This is a genomic window from Chryseobacterium binzhouense (assembly GCF_007474545.1).
GTDB lineage: Bacteria > Bacteroidota > Bacteroidia > Flavobacteriales > Weeksellaceae > Chryseobacterium > Chryseobacterium binzhouense.
Window position 1 is genome coordinate 98,701 of the sequence record NZ_VKOG01000002.1, and the last position, 19,953, is coordinate 118,653.

Here is a 19,953-nt window from a genome sequence, read left to right on the forward strand (position 1 = left end):
GAACATAAATTTTTAAATTTGTAATAATAAATAATTATTTTTGAATATAATTTTAACATCACAATGAGCAAAATATTTTTAGTAGATGATGATCTTTTTTTTGGTGAAATGCTAAAATATCATCTTCAGCTCAACCCAGATTATAAAGTTTTTTTGTACTCCACAGCTAAAGAGTGCCTTGCGGAGCTTTACAGAAATCCGGACATGTTATGTATTGACTTTGGTCTGCCCGATATGAAAGGCGATGAGCTTTTTAAAAAGATAAAAAATACCCATCCTGATTTACCGATTATCGTAATCAGCGGACAGGAAAATATTACAGTTGCCATAGATTTTCTGAAACAGGGAGCAAAAGATTACATTGTAAAAAATGAGCATACCAAAGACCTATTGTGGAGTTCCATTATCAGATTACGAGAAAATATCATCTTAAAACAGGAAGTTGAAGAATTAAAAGAAGAACTTGAGAAAAAATATACCTTCGAAAAAACCATAATCGGGCAAAGTGAGGGTATAAAAAATATATTTTCAAAAATTAATAAAGCCATCAAGTCCAACATCAATGTTTCTATTACCGGAGAAACAGGAACGGGAAAAGAGGTGGTGGCAAAAGCAATACATTATAATTCTGCGAGAAAAAACAAACCTTTCATTGCGGTAAATATGGCAGCCATTCCCAAAGAATTGGTAGAAAGTGAATTTTTCGGTCACGAAAAAGGCGCTTTTACGGGCGCAACAGACAGATCTTCCGGAAAATTTGAGCAGGCAAACGGAGGGACTATCTTTCTGGATGAAATTGCCGAGCTTGATCTTAATATACAAAGCAAACTGCTGCGTGCACTTCAGGAAAGAGAAATTACGAGAGTCGGCGGAAATCAAAAAATAAAACTGGATGTAAGAGTAATTACAGCAACCCACAAAAATCTTGCACAGGAAGTAAAAAAAGGCAATTTCCGTGAAGATTTGTATTATAGAATTGTTGGTCTTCCGATTGAGTTGCCACCTTTGCGAGACAGAGATCAGGACACTCTTATTCTTGCCAAACATTTTATAGAAATGTTTTCAAAAGAAAATAAAATCAAGCCTTTAGCTTTATCTGCAGATGCCCGAAAAAAACTTTTAGCCTACAGTTTTCCGGGAAATGTGAGAGAACTGAAATCGGTGATAGATCTTGCCTGCGTAATGTCTGATACTTCCGAAATTACAGCAGAAGACATTAATTTCTACGCTATTGAAAAAGATTCTGAGTCTTTTCTTGGCGAACATAAAACACTGAAACAATATACATCAGATATAATTTTACACTTCCTGAAAAAAAATAATAATGATGTCATAAAAACAGCCAAAGTTTTAGATATCGGCAAATCAACAATTTATAATCTTATAAATACCGTTGAAATCCAAAAAAAACAAAATAACTAATGAAAGTTGCCAAATTATTTTTTAAAAACGGAGAATGTCAATATGAAAGAAATGATGAAAATCTTGATTATCAGAATGCTCAATTAGTTATTGGATTCGGAGCGAGACATATTATTGAAGACAGCAGTTTTTTTCTCCTTTTAAAAGAAAAATTCCCAAATGCAGAGATTGCTTTATCATCATCTTCCGGAGAGATTTTCAGTAATGAAGTCTATGATGATACTGTAGTTCTTACCGTTATCAGTTTTTCAAAATCTCATATTAAAACGTCACAAATTAATACAGAAGATTTCCTAAACAGTTTTGAAGCTGGAAAAAGCCTTCTGGAAAAGCTCCCAAAAGAACATCTTAAATGGGTTTTTGTTTTATCAGACGGAAGCCTTGTAAATGGCAGTCAGCTTGTGCAGGGACTAAATTCTGTACGTCCGGAAAATGTTCTGATTTCCGGAGGATTGGCGGGTGACGGCGATAAATTTGAAAAAACAGCAGTCGGGCTCAATCAGATTCCTGTTCCCAATCAGATCGTGGCAATTGGGTTTTACGGAGAAAATCTCGAATTATCTCACGCTTCTTACGGTGGCTGGGAAAGCTTCGGGCTGGAAAGAACAGTAACTAAATCTCACAATAATATTCTTTATGAAATTGATCACAAAAATGCGCTTGATCTTTATAAAAAATACCTGGGAAAATATGCAGAAGAACTTCCCGGTTCTGCCCTGCTCTTTCCTTTATCACTGAAATCTGATGACAATACTTCTCCGGTTGTAAGAACGATTTTATCCATTAATGAAAAAAATAATATGATGGTTTTCGCAGGAGATCTTCCGGAAGGCAGTAAAGTGAGATTTATGAAAGCAAATATGGACCGATTGATTGACGCAGCCAATGATGCAGCAAACCAATGTCTTTTGATGAATCCTACGAAGCCAAAACTGGCTGTTATCATAAGCTGTGTCGGCAGAAAATTAGTTTTAGGAGATCGTACCAACGAAGAAGCAGAAATGATAAAAGATGTATTGGGATCTGTTCCTATTATTACAGGATTCTACTCTTACGGCGAAATTTCTCCACTGAAACCCTTTGAAGATTGTGTACTTCACAATCAGACAATTACCATTACAACCGTTAACGAAACTGAATAAAAATGGAGCCGGAATTCCACAAACTTTTACAAAGGCAGATCAGCAAACATCTTACGGATGACTGTATATCTCATCCGCAATTCAAAAATTTCATTAATGCAGTTAATCAGTCCTATAAATCTTTTGAAAGAGATAAAGAACTGATGGATCACGCTTTTAAACAAAGTGAAGAAGAATATCAGGAGATTTACAACAATCTCAAAAATGAAAATCTGCTGAAGCAAAAATCGATCTCCAATCTTTATGAATTTATAAAAATCCTTGATCCTTCTGTTGAAAATCAAAATTCTGAAGATCTTGCTGAATTATCATCTTACGTTACAGAACAGCTGAAAAAGAGAATTTTCCTGCAGGAACAGCTCAACAAACAGCTTGATTTTCAGAATCTTCTAATGGATATTTCTTCTGAATACATCAACATCCCGATTGAAAAAGTATCAGAAAGTGTCAATAAATCATTAAAAGAAATGTCTGAGTTTGTAAAAGCAGACAGAGCCTATATTTTTAAGTATGAATTTGAAAAAAATACCTGTTCCAATGTTTTTGAATACTGCAATGAGGGAATAAGTCCGCAAATAGATAATCTTCAGGATATACCGCTGGAAATGATCGGTGAATGGGTGGAGATTAACAAAAAAGGCGGAAGTATTTATTACCCGAATGTTAATGAATTGCCGGAAAGTGATATCAAAAACATTTTACAGGAACAGGATATCAAAAGTTTGCTGGTTATTCCAGCAATGATGCAAAACGAATGTTTGGGTTTTGTAGGATTTGATTTTGTAAAAGATTATCATGAATTGTCAGACACAGAGAAAAATCTTCTTACCATTTTCACGCAGGTGCTTGTCAACGTAAGAGAGCGTATTTTTCTTGAGAGAGACCTTTCAAGAACTGTAGAAATTCTGAAAAAACTACTTGCAAATTTACAGTCCGGGATTTTAATGGAGGACGAAAACCGAAAAATCATCTTCACCAATGATCTGTTTTGCAGAATGTTTAATATTCCGGTTTCTTCGGATGATATGATCGGCGCAGACTGTACCAATTCTGCTGAGGAATCTAAGTCATTATTTAAAAATGAAGTACATTTTGTAGAAAGAATTAATGAAATTCTGGAAGAAAAGAAAATTGTAACCAATGAACTTCTGGAAACCCAAAACGGAAACTTTCTGGAAAGAGATTACATTCCTATTTTCATTAATGATCATTACAAAGGACATCTCTGGAAATACAATGATATTACAGAACGCGTTGTTACTCAAAATCTTCTTAAACAAAGTGAAGAACGAAACAGAATGATTATGGATTCTGCTATGAATGCTATCATTATTACCAATGACAAAGGTGAGATCACGTTTTGGAACCGAAGCGCAGCTTCAACTTTTGGCTGGACAAAAGAAGAAATGAAAGGCGAACAGATTATTGGTAAAATTATTCCGAAAGCTGATAAAAGACTGTACAAATTGATGCTGAACAAACAGCTGGAACTCAATGTAACCAAAAAAAATGGTGTAGAACTTACAGTGGAAATGTCAGTGATTGCAGTTATTCAGAATAACGATAAACACTATTGCTACTTTATCAAAGATATTTCAGAGAGAAAAAGAGCTGAAGAACATCTGAGAAGACAGGAAGAAAAGTACCGGAATATGATTGCCAATATGAATTTGGGCTTGCTGGAAGTGGACAATAATGAGGTGATTCGGTATGCCAACCAAAGCTTCTGTAATGTCTCCGGTTATGAAATGGATGAATTAATCGGTAAAAATCCTTCCCAACTCTTTTTACACGGAGAAAACAGTGTAGAATTTGTACAGGAACAGCTGCAATTAAGAAAAGTTGGGGTTTCTAGCGTTTATCAGTTGCCGGTAAAAAATAAAAGAGGTGAAATTAGATGGTGGGCAATAAGCGGGGCTCCGAATTATGATGACAACGGCAACCAGCTTGGCTCCATAGGAATCCATCTGGATGTGACAGATCAGAAAAAGCTTGAAGAAGAGCTGAAACAGGAAAAAGCAAAAGCATTAGAAGCATCAAAAGCCAAAGAGGTATTTCTTGCCAATATGAGCCATGAAATAAGAACTCCGCTCAATGCAATTATTGGTTTTTTACGGGAACTGAAAAGGATAAACCGAAATGACGGCACACAGAAACAGTTTATAGAAAACAGCTACAATGCTTCACATCATCTGTTATCCATTATTAACAATATTCTTGATATATCGAAAATAGAATCTGGTGAGATGTCACTGGATAATAAGAATTTCTCGCTTCAGGAAAGTATTCAGAATGTTATTGCCATTCTTCAGCCAAAAGCCAAAGAAAAAAAACTACATCTTATCACAGACTTTTCTCCTGATATTTCCACTGCATTAAAAGGAGATTCTCTGAAAATAGAGCAGATTTTATTTAATATCATTGGCAATTCTTTGAAATTTACCAATAAAGGAGAGATTAAAGTTGAATGCAATCTGCAGAAAGACTTCCCCGATAAACAGACAATAACAATCACTATCACCGACACCGGAATCGGGATGAGCGAAGAATACGTAAAAAATATATTTAAAAAATTCAATCAGGAAGACAGTTCTGTTTCCCGAAAATATGGCGGTACAGGTCTCGGAATGCCAATTACGAAAGAACTGGTAAAATTGATGAAAGGTGAAATACAGGTGAAAAGCGAAAAAAATGCCGGAACCTGCGTCAATTTAAAATTTACTATTGACAAAGGAAGTGAAGCAATTCAAAAAGGAAATTCATTGGAAAAACAAACCATTTCCATTGCCGGAACTAAAGTTCTGCTTGTAGAAGATAATGAACTTAATCAGTTGATTGCAGAAAATTCGTTGAATCATTTTAAATGTATTGTCACAAAAGCAGACAACGGAAAAATGGCAGTAGACATCGTAAAAAATGAATCTTTTGATATTATTCTGATGGATATTCAGATGCCGGAAATGGACGGTATTGAAGCGACTAAAGTTTTGCGGGAAGAACTCGAAATCAAAACTCCGATCATTGCTTTAACCGCAAATGCTTTCAAAACAGAAATCGACAATTGCATCAATACAGGAATGAATGATTACATTACCAAACCATTTATCGAGGAAAATTTGCTCAAGATCATTTATAAACACACCAAAAAAGAAAAACCTCTCCGCCAAAAAAAATCTGATGGACACGAAGTGCTATATGATCTTAAAAACATCAAAACACTCAGCCGAGGTAATGATGAATTTGTTCAGAAAATGCTTTCTATCTTCATTTCACAGACTCAGGAGACAATTCCTTTGGTAGAAAAAGCATTTGACGAGAAAAACAGCGCTGAAATTGCAAGATTGACCCATAAAATAAAACCTAGTATCGAAGGCATCGGAATTTATTCTATTAAAGAAGATGTAAAAATGCTTGAAATTTTAGCCAAAGAAAATGATACTGAGTTTTCAAAACTGCATTTGCTGTTTGAAAAAGTAAAACAAACTCTAAACACTGTTATTATTCAGCTAAAAGAAGAATTAAAATAATATTTAGAATCCAAAATTAAGAATTTATTCCATTTTTTGGAAATATATTTAAACTCAAACAACTATTTATCAATAACTTATAATAAGGCACAGAAGTAGAGATAATGTTTCCAAATGTTTAAAATGGAAACCAACAACCAAAACCTAAAATTCTTTATTGTGGATGATGACAGATTCTGCGCGAGTGTTTATGAGCAGTATCTGAAAAATCATAATTATGAAGATGTTACCTCATTCAGCAACGGAGAAGAATGTCTGGATGAACTTCATCAAAAGCCGGACATTATTTTTCTGGATCACAATATGGAAGATATGAATGGGTTTGAAGTTTTAAAGAAAATAAAAAGATACGATCCCAATATATATGTCATTATGGTTTCCGCACAGGAAAATATTGACACCGCCGTTAATGCGCTGAAATATGGTGCTTTCGATTATCTGGTGAAAGATGCCAATGTCTGCGAAAAAATGACAGAAACCATACAGAAAATTCTGCTCATTAAAGAAGAAATGTCTGGTAATCAATTGAAAGGCGTCCGAAAATTCTTTTCTCTTTTATTTTAGAACATATGTTAAGACAAGTTTTCATATCGTCTCTTTTTCTGTTTCTTCTTGTTTCCTGTAAAACCTACAATGTACTGGAAGAGGAACAAGCTTCCCGAAATATGCAGGATTTCAGCTATGATCCGAGCTATGAATACAGAATCCGTAAAGACGACAAAATTACGCTTTCCGTTTGGGGACAGGATGATTTGAGTGTAGGTTCTGTGTACGGAATTTATAATTCTAATGAAGTATACGGAAAGTGGCTTCTGGTAGACATCAATGGGAATATAGAAATCCCAAAACTGGGGACAACTGCGGTGGTGGGAAAATCTGTTCCGGAACTGAAGGAAGAAATAAAAACAAAACTCAAAAAATGGCTTGTAAATCCCGTGATTGATGTAAAAGTTCTCAACAAAGAAATTTCAATAATGGGCGAAGTAAGAAACCCGGCTGTAATTCAGGTAGATAAAGACCAAAACACATTACTGGAGCTGGTTTCAAAAGCAGGCGGATTCGAAATGTATGCCAATTTAAAATCCATTAAAATTCTGAGACAGGAAGGTGAAAACGTTCGTGTTACCAATATTGATCTTACCAGAATGAAAGATGTTCCGAACCAGAATATCATTCTGCATCCGGGAGATTACATCATTGTTCCTTCCAAGAAAAGTAAAGATTTTGACAAGAGAATTTCCACCATTATACCTTTTGCAACCGTAACTTCCGCAGCTGCAATTCTGATAGGATTATTATAAAATTTGATGACCATGAACAACGAGAATGTAAGATTTCTGAAACCGCTGTTACGAGGATTTCCTATCGTCGTTCTTGCCATGATTATTGCAGTTCTGGCAGCGAAAAAATACCTCAATTATGTAACGCCGATGTATGAAAGCACGGCAAAACTGAAGCTTGCGGATACACAGGAAGGCGTTCCGAGCGCCAATCTCTTCAAAGATTTTGATGTTTTTGCCACGCCAAACAAAATCAGCACAGAAATAGAGGTTCTCAAATCTACATCCTTAATTGAAAAAACACTCGCAAAACTGCCTTTTTCAACAGAAATTTACAGAAAAGGAAAAGTGCGCTCTGTAGAATTGTTCAACGATTCTCCGATAAAAGTGGAAAGCATTCTTAGCGATGAAAAAAATTACGATAAAAAATTTATTATTAATGTAAATTCAAATCAGAATTTTACAATAAATTCAGATTCCGCCAAAGAAATAAAAGGAACTTTCGGAGTTCCGACAGCCATTAAAGGAGGAAAAATTCTGATCAGTAAAAACGACAGCTATCTTCAGTCTAAACCTGATGCCAAAATTGTCGATCAGTATGAAGTTGAATTCCTGAGCAGAGAAAAACTTCTGGATAAAGTAAATAAAAATCTGGATATTGTTTCCGTAGACAAAGATGTTCCCGTTATCAGGATCAATTACAAAAGCAACGTTCCAGAAAAAGCGAGTCTTCTGGTAAACACACTTGCAGAAACCTATATTCAGGATTATATTGAAAATAAATACCGCGCTGCCAATACAACGGTGGACTTTCTGAAAAATGAAATCGGACAGGCAAACAATAAGCTTTCCGGTGCAGAAAACCGTATAGAAAATTACCGAAACAAAGAAAATATCATCAATATTCCGCAGGAAACAGAAACAGATCTGAGAAAAATTTCCCAGCTTAAAATTCAGAAAAGCAATCTGAAAATGAATCTTGATGCCATTAAAAATCTCAACAGCTATATTTCTGAAGGAAAAGACAACTATCTCGAACTTGCACCAAATTTTGAAGCATTCAACGACCTTCTGTCCACCGAAATGGTGAAAAATATGAAGCAGCTTCAGGCCGAAAAAAAGGAACTGCTTTTAACCTACACTCCGGAACACGAAAAAGTAAAAATTATTGATGCTAAAATTAAAGATCTTACCGATTACCAGACCGAAAGTATAAGAAACACCCAGAAGAATTTACAGATTAAATACAACGATATTGACCGAGATATTCAGGTTGCAGAACAGGCTTTCATCGGGCTTCCCGAGAAAGAAAAACTGCTGAATATCATGAATCGCGAGTTTAATCTTTACGAAAAAAACTACAACTTCCTGAACGAAAAAAGAATAGATGCAGAAATTGCCAAAGCGGCAAAAATTTCTTTTCATAAAATTATTACAAGAGGTGAACTTCCGAAACAGCCGGTTTCACCGATGCGTTCCATCATCATCATTGTTGCAGCCATTATGAGCATGATCGGATCTATTGCTCTGATCTACGCCGTACATTTTGCGAAAGCGAAAGTGAATGATGTGTACACCATCGAAAAAAACAGCACCATTCCCGTTGCATTTACAACGCCTTATATTAAAAACAGAGAAAATATAATGCATCATTTCCTCGAAAATGTTCTGGAAATGGAACTGAAAGAAATTATTAAAGATAAAAACCTCATCTGCATCACGTCTTATGATAAATCGAAACAGCATATGTTTCATTCAAAAAACATCATAAAAGCTTTACAGGCGCAATCCAGAAAAGTTTTGGTGATCGATGTAGCCGGAAATTTGAAAGACATTGAAAACATTGATTATATCGACTTTTCAGAAGAGAAAAACCTAAGATCAACTTCAACGGATATTGAAAATCTGATCCGTGAAAAAATGACAGGAAATGATCTTTGCCTCATCAATAACCAGTCGATAAAACAAGGGAAACTTCCTTTACTATTCCTGAAAATGGCAGATGAAAATCTGTTTGTCTTAGACAGCCGGAAAACAGCCGAAAAAACAATCATGAACGTAGAACTTCTGAAGGATGAATACAAACTGAACAATCTTTGGTTTGTACTGAATAAAGAAGGCTATAACCCGAGTTTAATAACAACTGTTAAAAGTTTTATAAACAGAAAAAGATCGTGAAAAAGCTTACAGAAATATTTCGCAGACCCACATCTCTGGTTTTCGCAGACCAGCTGATTTTCAGCGGAACAAATTTTCTTCTGACGTTTCTTCTTGCCCAGAAACTGAATATTTCAGATTTTGGTCTCTTCTCGTCTGTACTTTTGGTGACGTATCTTTTGGTAGGTATCTGCAACGCCATTGTAGTACAGCCTTTCCAGATTCTGGCAGCCAAAGAATTCACTAAAAAATCGCTGGGTTTTGTTTTTCAGGCTTCAGTGGTTTTAATAATGATTTTCTCTGCCTTATTATTGATGGCTAAATTTCTGCCCGTTTCTGCACTGGCGTTTTTTAAAGACAATCTCTTGGCAATTATTGCTTTTGCAGCAGCCTATGTTTTTCAAGATTTCCTGAGAAAAGTTCTGCTTACGATAGACCGCATACAACTGGTGCTTTTTATCGACAGCATCTTCCTTCTTGTTTTTCCTTTAATCTGGTTTGAAAACAGTCTTGATTTAGGAAAAAGTCTTCTGATTATTGCTATCGTCAACGCCATTGCTTCCCTTCCCGGAATTTGGTATTGTTTGAAAAATGCAGAATTCAGTTTAAAAAATGCTTCCCTTTTTCATTATCATTTTACAGAAGGAAAATGGCTTTTGAGCGCTTCGGTAGTTCAGTGGTTTTCCAGTAATTTTTTCACTCTGGTAGCGGGAATTTACTTAGGAGTCAATGCTTTAGGATCGTTAAGGCTGGTTCAGTCGTTTTTCGGGGTTATTAATGTCATTCTTCAGACCGTTGAAAATTATTACCTTCCGAAAACAGCCCAGATTCATTATCAGGATAAAAAAGAAGAAAAAAAATCCCTTCTTTTCAGTATGTCGAAAGGAATGATGGCTTTAGGAATTTTAATCATCGGTTTCTTTATTTTTTCGGAACCTCTCATTACCTTATTGGGCGGAGAAAAATATCAACAGTACGGCTTTGTGATTAAACTGGTTTCAGTTTTATATATCGTGATTTTGTACAGCTACCCTACCCGGATTTCCATCAGAGTTTTAGAACAGAACAAAGCTTTTTTTACAGGATACTGCATTTCGTTTGTGTTTTCGCTTCTCAGTTTTCATTTTTTACTGAAATACGGTGCACTTTACGGCGCAGTTGCAGGTCTTGTGATCAACCAGATTTTAATGATCGTATACTGGAAAATTTTACTTAACAGAAAACAGATTTCGGTATGGGCATAGTACATTTGATATTGGGGAAAGCGAATCCTGAAAAGATGAACGGCGTGAATAAAGTCGTGTACAACATCGCGACCAAACAGGCTGAAAACAGGCAGGATGTGGAAGTCTGGGGAATTTCCGAAAACACAGAGATCAATTATCCGGAAAGAAATTTCAGAACAAAGATTTTTAAACGCAGAAAAAATCCTTTTTCCATTCCTGAAGATCTTCAGAATGAAATTATAAACAGCGAAGAATCTACGGTTTTTCATCTTCACGGCGGATGGATTCCTGTTTTTGCCACAGTAAGCCGATTTTTAAGAAAACACAATTTTACATATATCATTACGCCGCACGGTGCGTACAACGCAGTCGCAATGCAGAAAAGTATACTTACCAAAAAAGTGTATTTTGAATTATTTGAAAAAACCGTTATTAAAAACGCATCAAATGTTCACTGCATCGGCGAAAGCGAAATGGAGGGTTTACAGTCGATTTTTCCGACCCGAAAAGGCACTTTGATTCCTTATGGTTTGGAAAGAATAAAAGATGATCTTTCTTTCAGCTCTCAAAAGGAAACGCTGATCTTCGGATTTGTCGGACGGCTGGATATTTACACAAAAGGTCTGGATCTGCTTGTCGAAAGTTTTGCTGAATTTTCTAAGGCGGATCCCGATTCTAAGTTATGGATCATTGGCGACAGCAATGAAAAAGCTGAACTTCACCAAAAGATCAAGACATTGGGAATAGAAGAAAAAACAGTTCTTTTCGGAAGTAAATTCGGTGAAGAAAAAAATGATCTCCTGAAAAAGATGGACGTTTTTGTGCATCCTTCCAGAAACGAAGGATTGCCTGTTTCGGTGATCGAAGCGGCGAATTTCGGAAAACCCTGTATCGTTACCAAAAATACCAACATCGGATATCTTGTGGAACAGTTCAACGCGGGAATCAATATTCCTTTTCCTGAAAAAACGCTTCTCACTAAAGCATTTTTCGATATTTCCAAAATTTGGAAAGACCGGCAGAACTATGAAAAGATCTGCGGAAATGCAGTAAAAATGGTAGAAGAAGCCTTCGACTGGAACTATATTCTTGATGAAATGAACTCCAAACTCTACAACTGCTGAAATGGAAACGTTACCTCTTCATCATCAGAAATTTCTTAAAAAGCTGAACAATCAGCTCTTCATCATTCTGCTGCTTATGGTAGCCTGTTTTTTTACATGGAGCGAAAACGTAAACATTACGAGAGCCATAAAAGTGGTCGGAAGAATGGGCGTTATGATCTCCTCTATTCTGGTTTACCGGAAGATTATTAATTACGGAAGCATTAATTCTTTAGAATACAAAAATATATTTTCGCCGATTCTATACATCTGCTACTTAATTTTAGGCTTTATTTCATTTTCCTGGAGTACCAATCCGGGATTCAGTGCTTTGCAGTGGTTCATGACCTTTCAGAGCTTTGTTTTTGCCTATTTTTTCGTAAAAAGTCTCAAAGTTTTAGATGTTTATTTTGAAGGACACAACATCAGATTATATCACCTTTTAGGAAACACGGTTTTTGTGCTTCAGTTGATCTTCGTGATCGGAATGTGGGTTGCTCCCGATGTATTTTTCCGGCTTACAGACGGTGGTGAAGAAGCCAGACTGGGCGGAACAATGATGAACCCAAATGAACTCGGAATGCTTGCCGGAGTGGGTTCTGCCTGTCTTATTTTTGATCTTTACCGTTTTAAAAAGAAAGTCTGGACCATTATAAAAATCCTTGTCATTTTGTATGCTTTATTCATGACCGGATCGAGATCTTCTCTTATCGGATTTTTGCTGATCGTATTCTTCCATATCAACCAGACCAAAAAGAAAACCCTGAAATTTGCCATTATAGCACTTGTTGCCATGGTTGCACCTTTCGCCGTGTACAGCGTTATTCTGAAAGGCGGCGATCAGGAAAGGCTGGAAGAGATCATGAGTCTTACAGGAAGACTTCCATTTTGGCAGGCTCTAATTACGGAAGGTTTACCCAGAGAACCGCTGTTGGGCTTTGGTTTTATGAGGATCGATTACAAAGAGTTTTTCCAGAGCGCACATACATACCCGGGAAAAATGACACACAATACTTTCATGCAGGTTCTCATGAATCTTGGATTCATTGGGTTTACCATTGTTCTTTTTCAGGTATTTTTTACCGTAAAATCCATACTGTCTGAACAGAAAGAACTGAAACTGATGCTTATCGGGATTCTTATTCCTATCGTGATCAATTCCTTTACAGAATTTGGGATTTTCGGGGAAAGTAATTACGGAATCATGTTTTACCAGATCATTATTTTTTCCATCGCTTTCCGCAACAACAGTCATCTTACAAGACTGCAGAAAATCATTCTTAAGAAAAAAAGACCGGAGCTGACGCAGGAATAAATTTCCACAGAACAGTATTTTTTCCATATTTTGGAATTTTAATTTAACTAAAAATTAAATAACTATTTAATTACCAGTAACTTAATTTTTTGGCAGATATTTTTATACTGCTTTGGTATATAAATAATTATCATGAAAACATTATTTAGAAATACTGGGTACAGATTGTTTACAAAACAGGAGGAAAACAGCAAAAAAATCTCTTTTTCGTACATCAAAAATCCTGACGGAACAGTAAGGTGGTTTTGGAACTCAGATTCCGGAAAGCCTTTATTTCTAAAATTTTACAATGCAGCCACACCGAAAGCAAAACTTTTCGAAGTATTGGTGAAGACGGTTTTTGCGCTTCGTTTGCAGAAAATTGTTTTCAAAAAAGAAGTTCTTTATTATGTAAAAGATAATCAGCCGGTTTTTAATATCGAAAATGACTGGGCAATTTTTACAGGAACAGTAGGACCAAACAACAAGGCAATCCTTTTCAGCGGAGGATATTTTTATAAGATTGCGGAAACGGATTCTGCCAAAAAACTGATTGCCACAGAAAGTAAAAACCTTAGAAAAATTATTTCAGATAAAGCGCTGGAGGTTCCGGAAGTTTCTTTGGTCAATGAAAATATCCTTAAATTATCTGATATTTCAAAAGGCGGAATGCGTGAAAATTCTTTTACGAAAATTCATGCGGAAGCTTTGAAAATGATTTCTATACATCATGAAAGAAGCGTGAAAATCTCGGAATGGAATTATTTTCAAAAGGTAAAAGAACAGTTTTTAAATATTGAAGATGAAAGAATTCCGAAAAACATCATCCGAAAGATAAAAGCGATCCTAAGACACACCAACGAAGACGAAAACATCGATGTTGCCTTTTCGCACGGAGACTTCACCTCATGGAACTGTTACGTAAAGAATGAAAAACTGGCGGTTTACGACTGGGAACTGTCTTCCACAGAAAAACCGAAAGCGTTCGATTTCTTTCATTTTATCATTCAGAACGGAATTTTAATCCAGAGAAAAAGCTGGAAAGAAATTTATACAGAAATTGAAGAGAAAAATAAAATGACCTTTCGCTTCAGTGACGCAGAAATTCAGAAATATTTAAAATTCTATCTTCTCACGAATACGCTTTCTTATCTTACTATTTATGCGGCACAGGAAGAATGGCATTTACAGATTCACTGGCTGTTAAAAACATGGAATGAAGCACTGAATTTGGTTCTTAAAGACTACTCTACCGAAAGAGAACTCGTAATTTTAGATACTTTCGATGCGCTTTACCATACAGATTATGCCGCTTTGAAATTTCACAGCGAAGAACCTGAAAAACTGAAACTGAATTCTGATATTGATCTGATTATTTCCTCTGAAAACGCTCACAAATTAGTCAGTTATTTATCCGGACACAGTTTGGTGCAGAAAGTTTCAACAGTGAAAAAATCTTTCATGCAGACAGTAAGAATTGTTACCCTGCAAAACGAGATTCTTAATCTGGATCTTATCCATCAGGTAAAATGGAAGCATATACAGATCATGGAAGTTTCAAAAATCCTTGAGAACAGAAGAAAAAACAGATTTGGCGTCTATAAAGTTTCAGAAAAAGACACTGCCCGATTTATTGATCTTTTTTACAGCCTGAACCATGCAGAAATTCCTGAAGCATATGAGAAATTTGTTTCAGAACATTTAAAATCAAACAAGATAACCGACAGAGAACTTACCATTAAAACCCTGAAAATGAAAACCGAAAACAGAGGATTCAGTTATTTTAAAAATATTGTTCATTATTTAAAAGATTCATTTGCAGAAAAAGGATTCATCATCACATTCAGCGGTGTAGACGGAGCCGGAAAATCTACCGTGATCTCGGAAGTTTCCGAACTGATTGAAAAACGTTACAGGAGACCTGTGAAAGTTCTGAGACACAGACCTTCCCTGCTTCCGATCCTGAGTGTATGGACAAAAGGGAAGGAAAAAGCACATGAGGATGCAGTAAACTCTTTGCCAAGACAGGGAAACAATAAAAACTCCCTTTCTTCTTTATTGAGATTCGGATATTATTATACAGATTATATTTTAGGACAATTTGTTATTTACACAAAATATGTTTTGAGGGGAAAAATAGTTTTATACGACAGGTATTATTTCGATTTTATTGCCGATGCAAGAAGGAGCAACATTCAGCTTCCGAAATCCGTAACGGAGACAGGATATCATTTCCTGATGAAGCCTGAGTTCAACTTCTTCCTGTATGCCGCGCCTGAAAAAATACTTAGCAGAAAAAAAGAACTTTCGTATCACTCGATCTGCGACCTTACTTCAGAGTACAGTTCCCTTTTCTCTAAACTGGAAAGGAAAAACCGGAAAGTGAAGTATCTCGCGATCGAAAACAATGATCTTGATGTGACATTGGGAACTATCATGAATACGATAATCACAGAGAGATGAAAAAGCTTGTCGTAAAAATTATAAAACTAAGAAGTCCCTACTTTACTATAGATGATGATCTGAACTCCGGAGCGGTTCTGCAGTTTATCTGGATCCAGCTCTGGAGCATCATCAGAGGTTTCAGGATGCTTCTTTTTTTCAGAAATCCCAAAGCAATGCTTTTGGGCAAAAGAGTAAGTTTCTTTAATGTTTCTAAAATAAAATGGGGAAAGTTTCTGCGTCTGGGAAATGATGTGTACGTTTCTGCCCTTTCCAGACACGGAATTGAATTCGGAGACAATGTGTCAATCGGCGCTTTCAGCAGAGTGATTGTTTCCACTTCTTTTAACAATATCGGAGAAAAAATAAAGATAGGAAATAATGTCGGGATCGGAGAATTTGCTTATCTCGGCGGTTCCGGAGGTCTGGAAATCGGAGACGAATGCATTGTTGGACAATATCTGAGCTGTCATCCCGAAAATCACAATTATGAAGATCTGGAAACATCAATCCGGTTTCAGGGCGTTAACAGAAAAGGAATAAAAATCGGGAAAAACTGCTGGATCGGCAGTAAAGTAACGATTCTGGACGGTGTGGAAATCGGAGACGGATGTATTCTCGCGGCAGGAAGTGTAATTACCAAATCTTTTCCGGACAATAGTATTATCGGCGGAATTCCCGCTAAACTTTTAAAAACAAGAACTCATGAAAACCAGTCAGACGATACTCGCAACCTGCTACGCCATCAATCCGTATAAAGGATCGGAAGATGCGATGGGATGGAATTTTGTGTATCAGATCGCCAGATTTCGTAAAGTTTTTGTCGTAACGAGAGAAAACAATAAAACACATATCGAAAAATACATGAAGGAAAATCCTGATCCTTTATATCAGAACATGAATTTCCTTTATTTTGATCTTCCTTACTGGATGCGTTTCTGGAAAAAGGGAGGTCGCGGTGCGCTTCTGTATTATTATTTATGGCAGCGAGGCATTGTTTCATTTGTAAAAAAACAAAAGGTAGAATTTGACATTGCCCACAATGTGAATTTCCATAACGACTGGACTCCCAGTTTTTTGTGGAAATTGGAAAAACCTTTGGTTTGGGGACCTGTAGGACATCATCCTCTCATTCCTAAACAATACCTGAAAGATTATTCCCAAAAATATTTTCTTAAAGACCGTTTAACATGGATGGTGAAGAATTTTTTCTGGAAACTTTCGCCTTCTCTGAAAAAAACAGTTCAGCATTCTCATCACATCTGGTGCATGAACAGCGGAGTTCCGGATAAACTTAAACTTAAAAAAGATCAGTATTCACTTTATCCTTCCGTTGCTTCGGAAGATTTTTATCAAAAAGATGAAACCACGGTAAAATCAGATTTTACTGTAATCAGTGTTGGAAGATTTGTTCCGTTGAAAGGTTTTGATCTCACCATAAGATCTTTTGCAAGGTTTTTTGCACTGCTTTCGACCAATGATCAGAAGAATTGCAAACTAATTCTGGTGGGAACTGGTGAGCAGAAAACATTTTATCAGTCGCTCATTAAAAAATACAGAATGCAGAGTTTCATTGAAATTATTGAATGGATCGACCGCAGAGAACTGATGAAACTGTATGAAAAAGCTTCTGTTTTTCTTTTTCCGTCGCATGAAGGAGCAGGAATGGTGGTTCCGGAAGCCCTTTCTTTCGGACTTCCGGTTGTCTGTATTGAAAATGAAGGTCCCGGAGAATTTATTACCGAAAAATGTGGTTTTACTGTTCCACAGCAGGAATATAAACAAACGGTAACGGAATTGAGCAATGATTTGCTGAAGTTATTTTCAGACAAAGATCTTCAGCACAAAATGAGCATCGAAGCAAGAAAGCATTATCTTGACCGATTTTCCTGGGAAAGAAGAGGCGATCATCTCAATACAATCTACAACCAAATTTAGCCATGAAAAGAATTGTATCTGTTCATCTTCTGAATGATTACAGCGGAAGCCCGAAAGTTTTGATGCAGCTACTGAAATCCTGGACAAAAAACGGGATGGATGTCCATCTTTTTACTTCAGGAGGTAGAAAAGGTTTTTTATCTGATATTCCCAAGGTGAAAAATCATCTGTTCTGGTATCGTTTTTCATCCAATGCGCTGATAAGAATTGTTAATTTCTTTCTGAGTCAGTTTTTCCTGATGATTAAATTGCTCTTTTTCCTGAAAAAAAGTGATCTGGTTTACATCAATACAGTGTTGCCTTTCGGAGCGGCAGTTGCAGGAAAACTTAGAGGCTGTAAGATTATTTATCATATCCACGAAACTTCGGTAAAGCCGAAAATATTTAAAAATTTTCTTTTCGGAACAGCAAAATTGACTGCTGATAAAATTGTTTTTGTTTCGGAATATCTTCTGAAACAGGAATCTTTAATTAACAATCAGGAACTGCTGTACAATGTTCTGGAAAGCGATTTTGCAGAAAAAGCAGACCGTTTCCGAAATATGGAAAAAGAAATCCCTGTGGTTTTAATGATCTGTTCTTTAAAAGTGTACAAAGGAGTTGATGAATTTCTGGAATTAGCCAAAAAAAATCCGTCTTACATTTTCAAACTTGTGGTGAATGCCACGGAAAAGGAAATTCAGGAGTATTTTAAAGGAAAAGAAATTCCAAAACAGCTTATAATTTATCCTACGCAAACGGACACCCATCCTTTTTATCAGGAAGCCGGTATCATTCTTAATCTCTCCCATCCCGATCTTTGGGTGGAAACTTTCGGACTTACGATTCTGGAGGGAATGCGTTACGGCTTACCTGCGATCGTTGCACCTGTAGGAGGTGTTACAGAACTGGTTGAAGATAACAAAAACGGGTTTTTAATTGATTCTAAAAACACCAGTGAACTTTCTGAAAAATTAAATCATATTTTGAACAATCCATCGGTCTATAAATCCTTCAGTGAGGCTTCTTACGAGAAAAGTCTTCTGTTTTCCGAGGGGTATTTTGAAAGAAAATCTCTGGAGATAATTTCCAATTTATAATCCATTTTCCAGATTATGGAAATTCGGCACACTCCAATTAAATTATAATCACCTTATTTTCATTATGTTATATATTTTATATGATTTGGAACATAAATAGCCATAAAGTATTAAAATAAAATAATTATGAAGACAAAAGTAGCAATTATAGGAACAGTAGGTCTGCCTGCAAAATACGGCGGCTTCGAAACCTTAACGGCTCATCTTGTGGAAGAGCTTTCCGACACCTATAATTTTACGGTATACTGTTCTTCAAAAAAATACAGCAAAGAGGAAAGAATCGAAAGCTGGAAAGGTGCAAAACTGAAATATCTTCCTTTGGACGCCAACGGAATCCAGAGCATTCCTTACGATACATGGTCTATTTTTCATGCTTTGTTCCGAAGTGATGTTCTTCTTATTTTAGGCGTTGCCGGAGCGTGGCTTTTACCATTAGTAAAATTATTCACCAATAAAAGAATTATTATTTCCATCGACGGAATTGAATGGAAAAGAGACAAATGGTCTGTTCCTGCAAAACTCTATCTGTGGTGGGCGGAAAAACTGGCGGTTAAGTTTTCTCATATTGACATTTCGGATAACGAATCGATTCAGGATTATACTTCAGTACGCTATAAAACGATAAGCCGCGTTATTGAATACGGAGCGGATCATACGAAAATCAACCGTACTCCTTCTTCAGAAAATCTTGAAAAATATCCTTTCCTGAATGAAGAATATGCGGTAAAAGTATGCAGAATTGAACCTGAAAATCATGTTCATACGATTTTAAAAGTATTCAGTACCCTTCCTGAACGCAGGTTGGTTTTGGTAGGAAACTGGCAAAACAGCGAATACGGAGCAAATCTGAAACAACAGTATTCAGGATTTAAAAATATTCTTCTCCTCGATCCTATTTATGAACAGGAAACCATTGATCTGATCCGCGGAAATGCTTCCCTTTATATTCACGGACATTCTGCAGGAGGAACCAATCCTTCGCTTGTGGAAGCCATGTTTTTAGGTCTTCCCATCATCAGCAACGGCGTTTCTTACAACAGAACGACAACCGAGAATCAGGCATTTTATTTTTCGAACGAAAATGAACTTAAAAGTATTCTGGAAAAACTCAGCAAAGAAGATCTGGAACTCTGCGCCGGAACAATGAAAAAAATAGCAGAACGAAGATACACCTGGAAAAGAATCGCTAAAAAATACAGTCAGCTTATCGAAGAAACCTTTACTATCAATCAGAAAACCAATGTAATGCCTGAAATTTCAGAACTGGATGAGGCAATTCTTGAAAAATATAACGTAGAGCATCTTAAAAACATTAAACTATTCAACAACTCTAAATAAACTGC

14 protein-coding genes are annotated in these 19,953 nt (G+C 36.2%); all 14 read left to right on the forward strand.

The window, feature by feature from the left end; genetic code table 11:
• Nucleotides 1–63 precede the first annotated feature (63 nt).
• The 14 genes from FNE73_RS06185 (at nucleotide 64) to FNE73_RS06250 (ending at nucleotide 19,948) form a co-directional block, all read left to right on the forward strand.
• Nucleotides 64–1,422, forward strand: a complete 1,359-nt coding sequence (locus tag FNE73_RS06185; RefSeq protein ID WP_143883910.1) for a sigma-54-dependent transcriptional regulator — start codon at nucleotides 64–66, stop codon at nucleotides 1,420–1,422.
• A complete protein-coding gene (locus FNE73_RS06190; protein WP_143883911.1) occupies nucleotides 1,422–2,564 on the forward strand; it encodes an FIST signal transduction protein in 1,143 nt (380 codons plus the stop codon). The genes FNE73_RS06185 and FNE73_RS06190 overlap by 1 nt, the downstream gene beginning before the upstream one ends.
• Before the next feature lie 2 nt (nucleotides 2,565–2,566).
• Complete coding sequence (locus FNE73_RS06195; RefSeq protein ID WP_143883912.1) at nucleotides 2,567–6,091, forward strand: PAS domain S-box protein; 3,525 nt, start codon at nucleotides 2,567–2,569, stop codon at nucleotides 6,089–6,091.
• Nucleotides 6,092–6,214: 123 nt separating this feature from the next.
• Complete coding sequence (locus FNE73_RS06200) at nucleotides 6,215–6,655, forward strand: response regulator (RefSeq protein ID WP_143883913.1); 441 nt, start codon at nucleotides 6,215–6,217, stop codon at nucleotides 6,653–6,655.
• A gap of 5 nt (nucleotides 6,656–6,660) precedes the next feature.
• Nucleotides 6,661–7,392 carry a polysaccharide biosynthesis/export family protein gene (locus FNE73_RS06205; protein WP_143883914.1) on the forward strand — a complete coding sequence of 244 codons (732 nt, stop codon included), beginning with the start codon at nucleotides 6,661–6,663 and terminating at the stop codon, nucleotides 7,390–7,392.
• A gap of 12 nt (nucleotides 7,393–7,404) precedes the next feature.
• Nucleotides 7,405–9,549 carry a GumC family protein gene (locus FNE73_RS06210; RefSeq protein ID WP_185147301.1) on the forward strand — a complete coding sequence of 715 codons (2,145 nt, stop codon included), beginning with the start codon at nucleotides 7,405–7,407 and terminating at the stop codon, nucleotides 9,547–9,549.
• Nucleotides 9,546–10,772 carry a lipopolysaccharide biosynthesis protein gene (locus FNE73_RS06215; protein ID WP_143883916.1) on the forward strand — a complete coding sequence of 409 codons (1,227 nt, stop codon included), beginning with the start codon at nucleotides 9,546–9,548 and terminating at the stop codon, nucleotides 10,770–10,772. Before FNE73_RS06210 ends, FNE73_RS06215 begins: the two co-directional genes overlap by 4 nt.
• On the forward strand, nucleotides 10,763–11,878 hold the full coding sequence (locus FNE73_RS06220; RefSeq protein WP_143883917.1) for a glycosyltransferase family 4 protein: 1,116 nt from the start codon (nucleotides 10,763–10,765) through the stop codon (nucleotides 11,876–11,878). The genes FNE73_RS06215 and FNE73_RS06220 overlap by 10 nt, the downstream gene beginning before the upstream one ends.
• A gap of 1 nt (nucleotide 11,879) precedes the next feature.
• Entirely contained in the window at nucleotides 11,880–13,172 is a 1,293-nt protein-coding gene (locus FNE73_RS06225; protein ID WP_143883918.1) for an O-antigen ligase family protein, read from the forward strand.
• A 132-nt stretch (nucleotides 13,173–13,304) separates the two neighbouring features.
• Entirely contained in the window at nucleotides 13,305–15,614 is a 2,310-nt protein-coding gene (locus FNE73_RS06230) for a nucleoside/nucleotide kinase family protein (protein ID WP_143883919.1), read from the forward strand.
• Nucleotides 15,611–16,351: an acyltransferase gene (locus FNE73_RS06235; RefSeq protein ID WP_143883920.1), complete on the forward strand. Its 741-nt coding sequence runs from the start codon at nucleotides 15,611–15,613 to the stop codon at nucleotides 16,349–16,351. The genes FNE73_RS06230 and FNE73_RS06235 overlap by 4 nt, the downstream gene beginning before the upstream one ends.
• Nucleotides 16,299–17,531, forward strand: a complete 1,233-nt coding sequence (locus FNE73_RS06240) for a glycosyltransferase (RefSeq protein ID WP_143883921.1) — start codon at nucleotides 16,299–16,301, stop codon at nucleotides 17,529–17,531. Before FNE73_RS06235 ends, FNE73_RS06240 begins: the two co-directional genes overlap by 53 nt.
• 2 nt (nucleotides 17,532–17,533) lie before the next feature.
• Nucleotides 17,534–18,610 carry a glycosyltransferase family 4 protein gene (locus FNE73_RS06245; protein WP_143883922.1) on the forward strand — a complete coding sequence of 359 codons (1,077 nt, stop codon included), beginning with the start codon at nucleotides 17,534–17,536 and terminating at the stop codon, nucleotides 18,608–18,610.
• A 126-nt stretch (nucleotides 18,611–18,736) separates the two neighbouring features.
• A complete protein-coding gene (locus FNE73_RS06250; RefSeq protein WP_185147302.1) occupies nucleotides 18,737–19,948 on the forward strand; it encodes a DUF1972 domain-containing protein in 1,212 nt (403 codons plus the stop codon).
• The last annotated feature ends 5 nt before the right edge of the window (nucleotides 19,949–19,953 follow it).

What these genes read in the sequence shown, in the direction of transcription:
- FNE73_RS06185 (WP_143883910.1), top strand. Translation starts at nt 64, where the DNA reads ATGAGCAAAATATTTTTAGTAGATGATGATCTTTTTTTTGGTGAAATG.
- FNE73_RS06190 (WP_143883911.1), top strand. Translation starts at nt 1,422, where the DNA reads ATGAAAGTTGCCAAATTATTTTTTAAAAACGGAGAATGTCAATATGAA.
- FNE73_RS06195 (WP_143883912.1), top strand. Translation starts at nt 2,567, where the DNA reads ATGGAGCCGGAATTCCACAAACTTTTACAAAGGCAGATCAGCAAACAT.
- FNE73_RS06200 (WP_143883913.1), top strand. Translation starts at nt 6,215, where the DNA reads ATGGAAACCAACAACCAAAACCTAAAATTCTTTATTGTGGATGATGAC.
- FNE73_RS06205 (WP_143883914.1), top strand. Translation starts at nt 6,661, where the DNA reads ATGTTAAGACAAGTTTTCATATCGTCTCTTTTTCTGTTTCTTCTTGTT.
- FNE73_RS06210 (WP_185147301.1), top strand. Translation starts at nt 7,405, where the DNA reads ATGAACAACGAGAATGTAAGATTTCTGAAACCGCTGTTACGAGGATTT.
- FNE73_RS06220 (WP_143883917.1), top strand. Translation starts at nt 10,763, where the DNA reads ATGGGCATAGTACATTTGATATTGGGGAAAGCGAATCCTGAAAAGATG.
- FNE73_RS06225 (WP_143883918.1), top strand. Translation starts at nt 11,880, where the DNA reads ATGGAAACGTTACCTCTTCATCATCAGAAATTTCTTAAAAAGCTGAAC.
- FNE73_RS06230 (WP_143883919.1), top strand. Translation starts at nt 13,305, where the DNA reads ATGAAAACATTATTTAGAAATACTGGGTACAGATTGTTTACAAAACAG.
- FNE73_RS06235 (WP_143883920.1), top strand. Translation starts at nt 15,611, where the DNA reads ATGAAAAAGCTTGTCGTAAAAATTATAAAACTAAGAAGTCCCTACTTT.
- FNE73_RS06240 (WP_143883921.1), top strand. Translation starts at nt 16,299, where the DNA reads ATGAAAACCAGTCAGACGATACTCGCAACCTGCTACGCCATCAATCCG.
- FNE73_RS06245 (WP_143883922.1), top strand. Translation starts at nt 17,534, where the DNA reads ATGAAAAGAATTGTATCTGTTCATCTTCTGAATGATTACAGCGGAAGC.
- FNE73_RS06250 (WP_185147302.1), top strand. Translation starts at nt 18,737, where the DNA reads ATGAAGACAAAAGTAGCAATTATAGGAACAGTAGGTCTGCCTGCAAAA.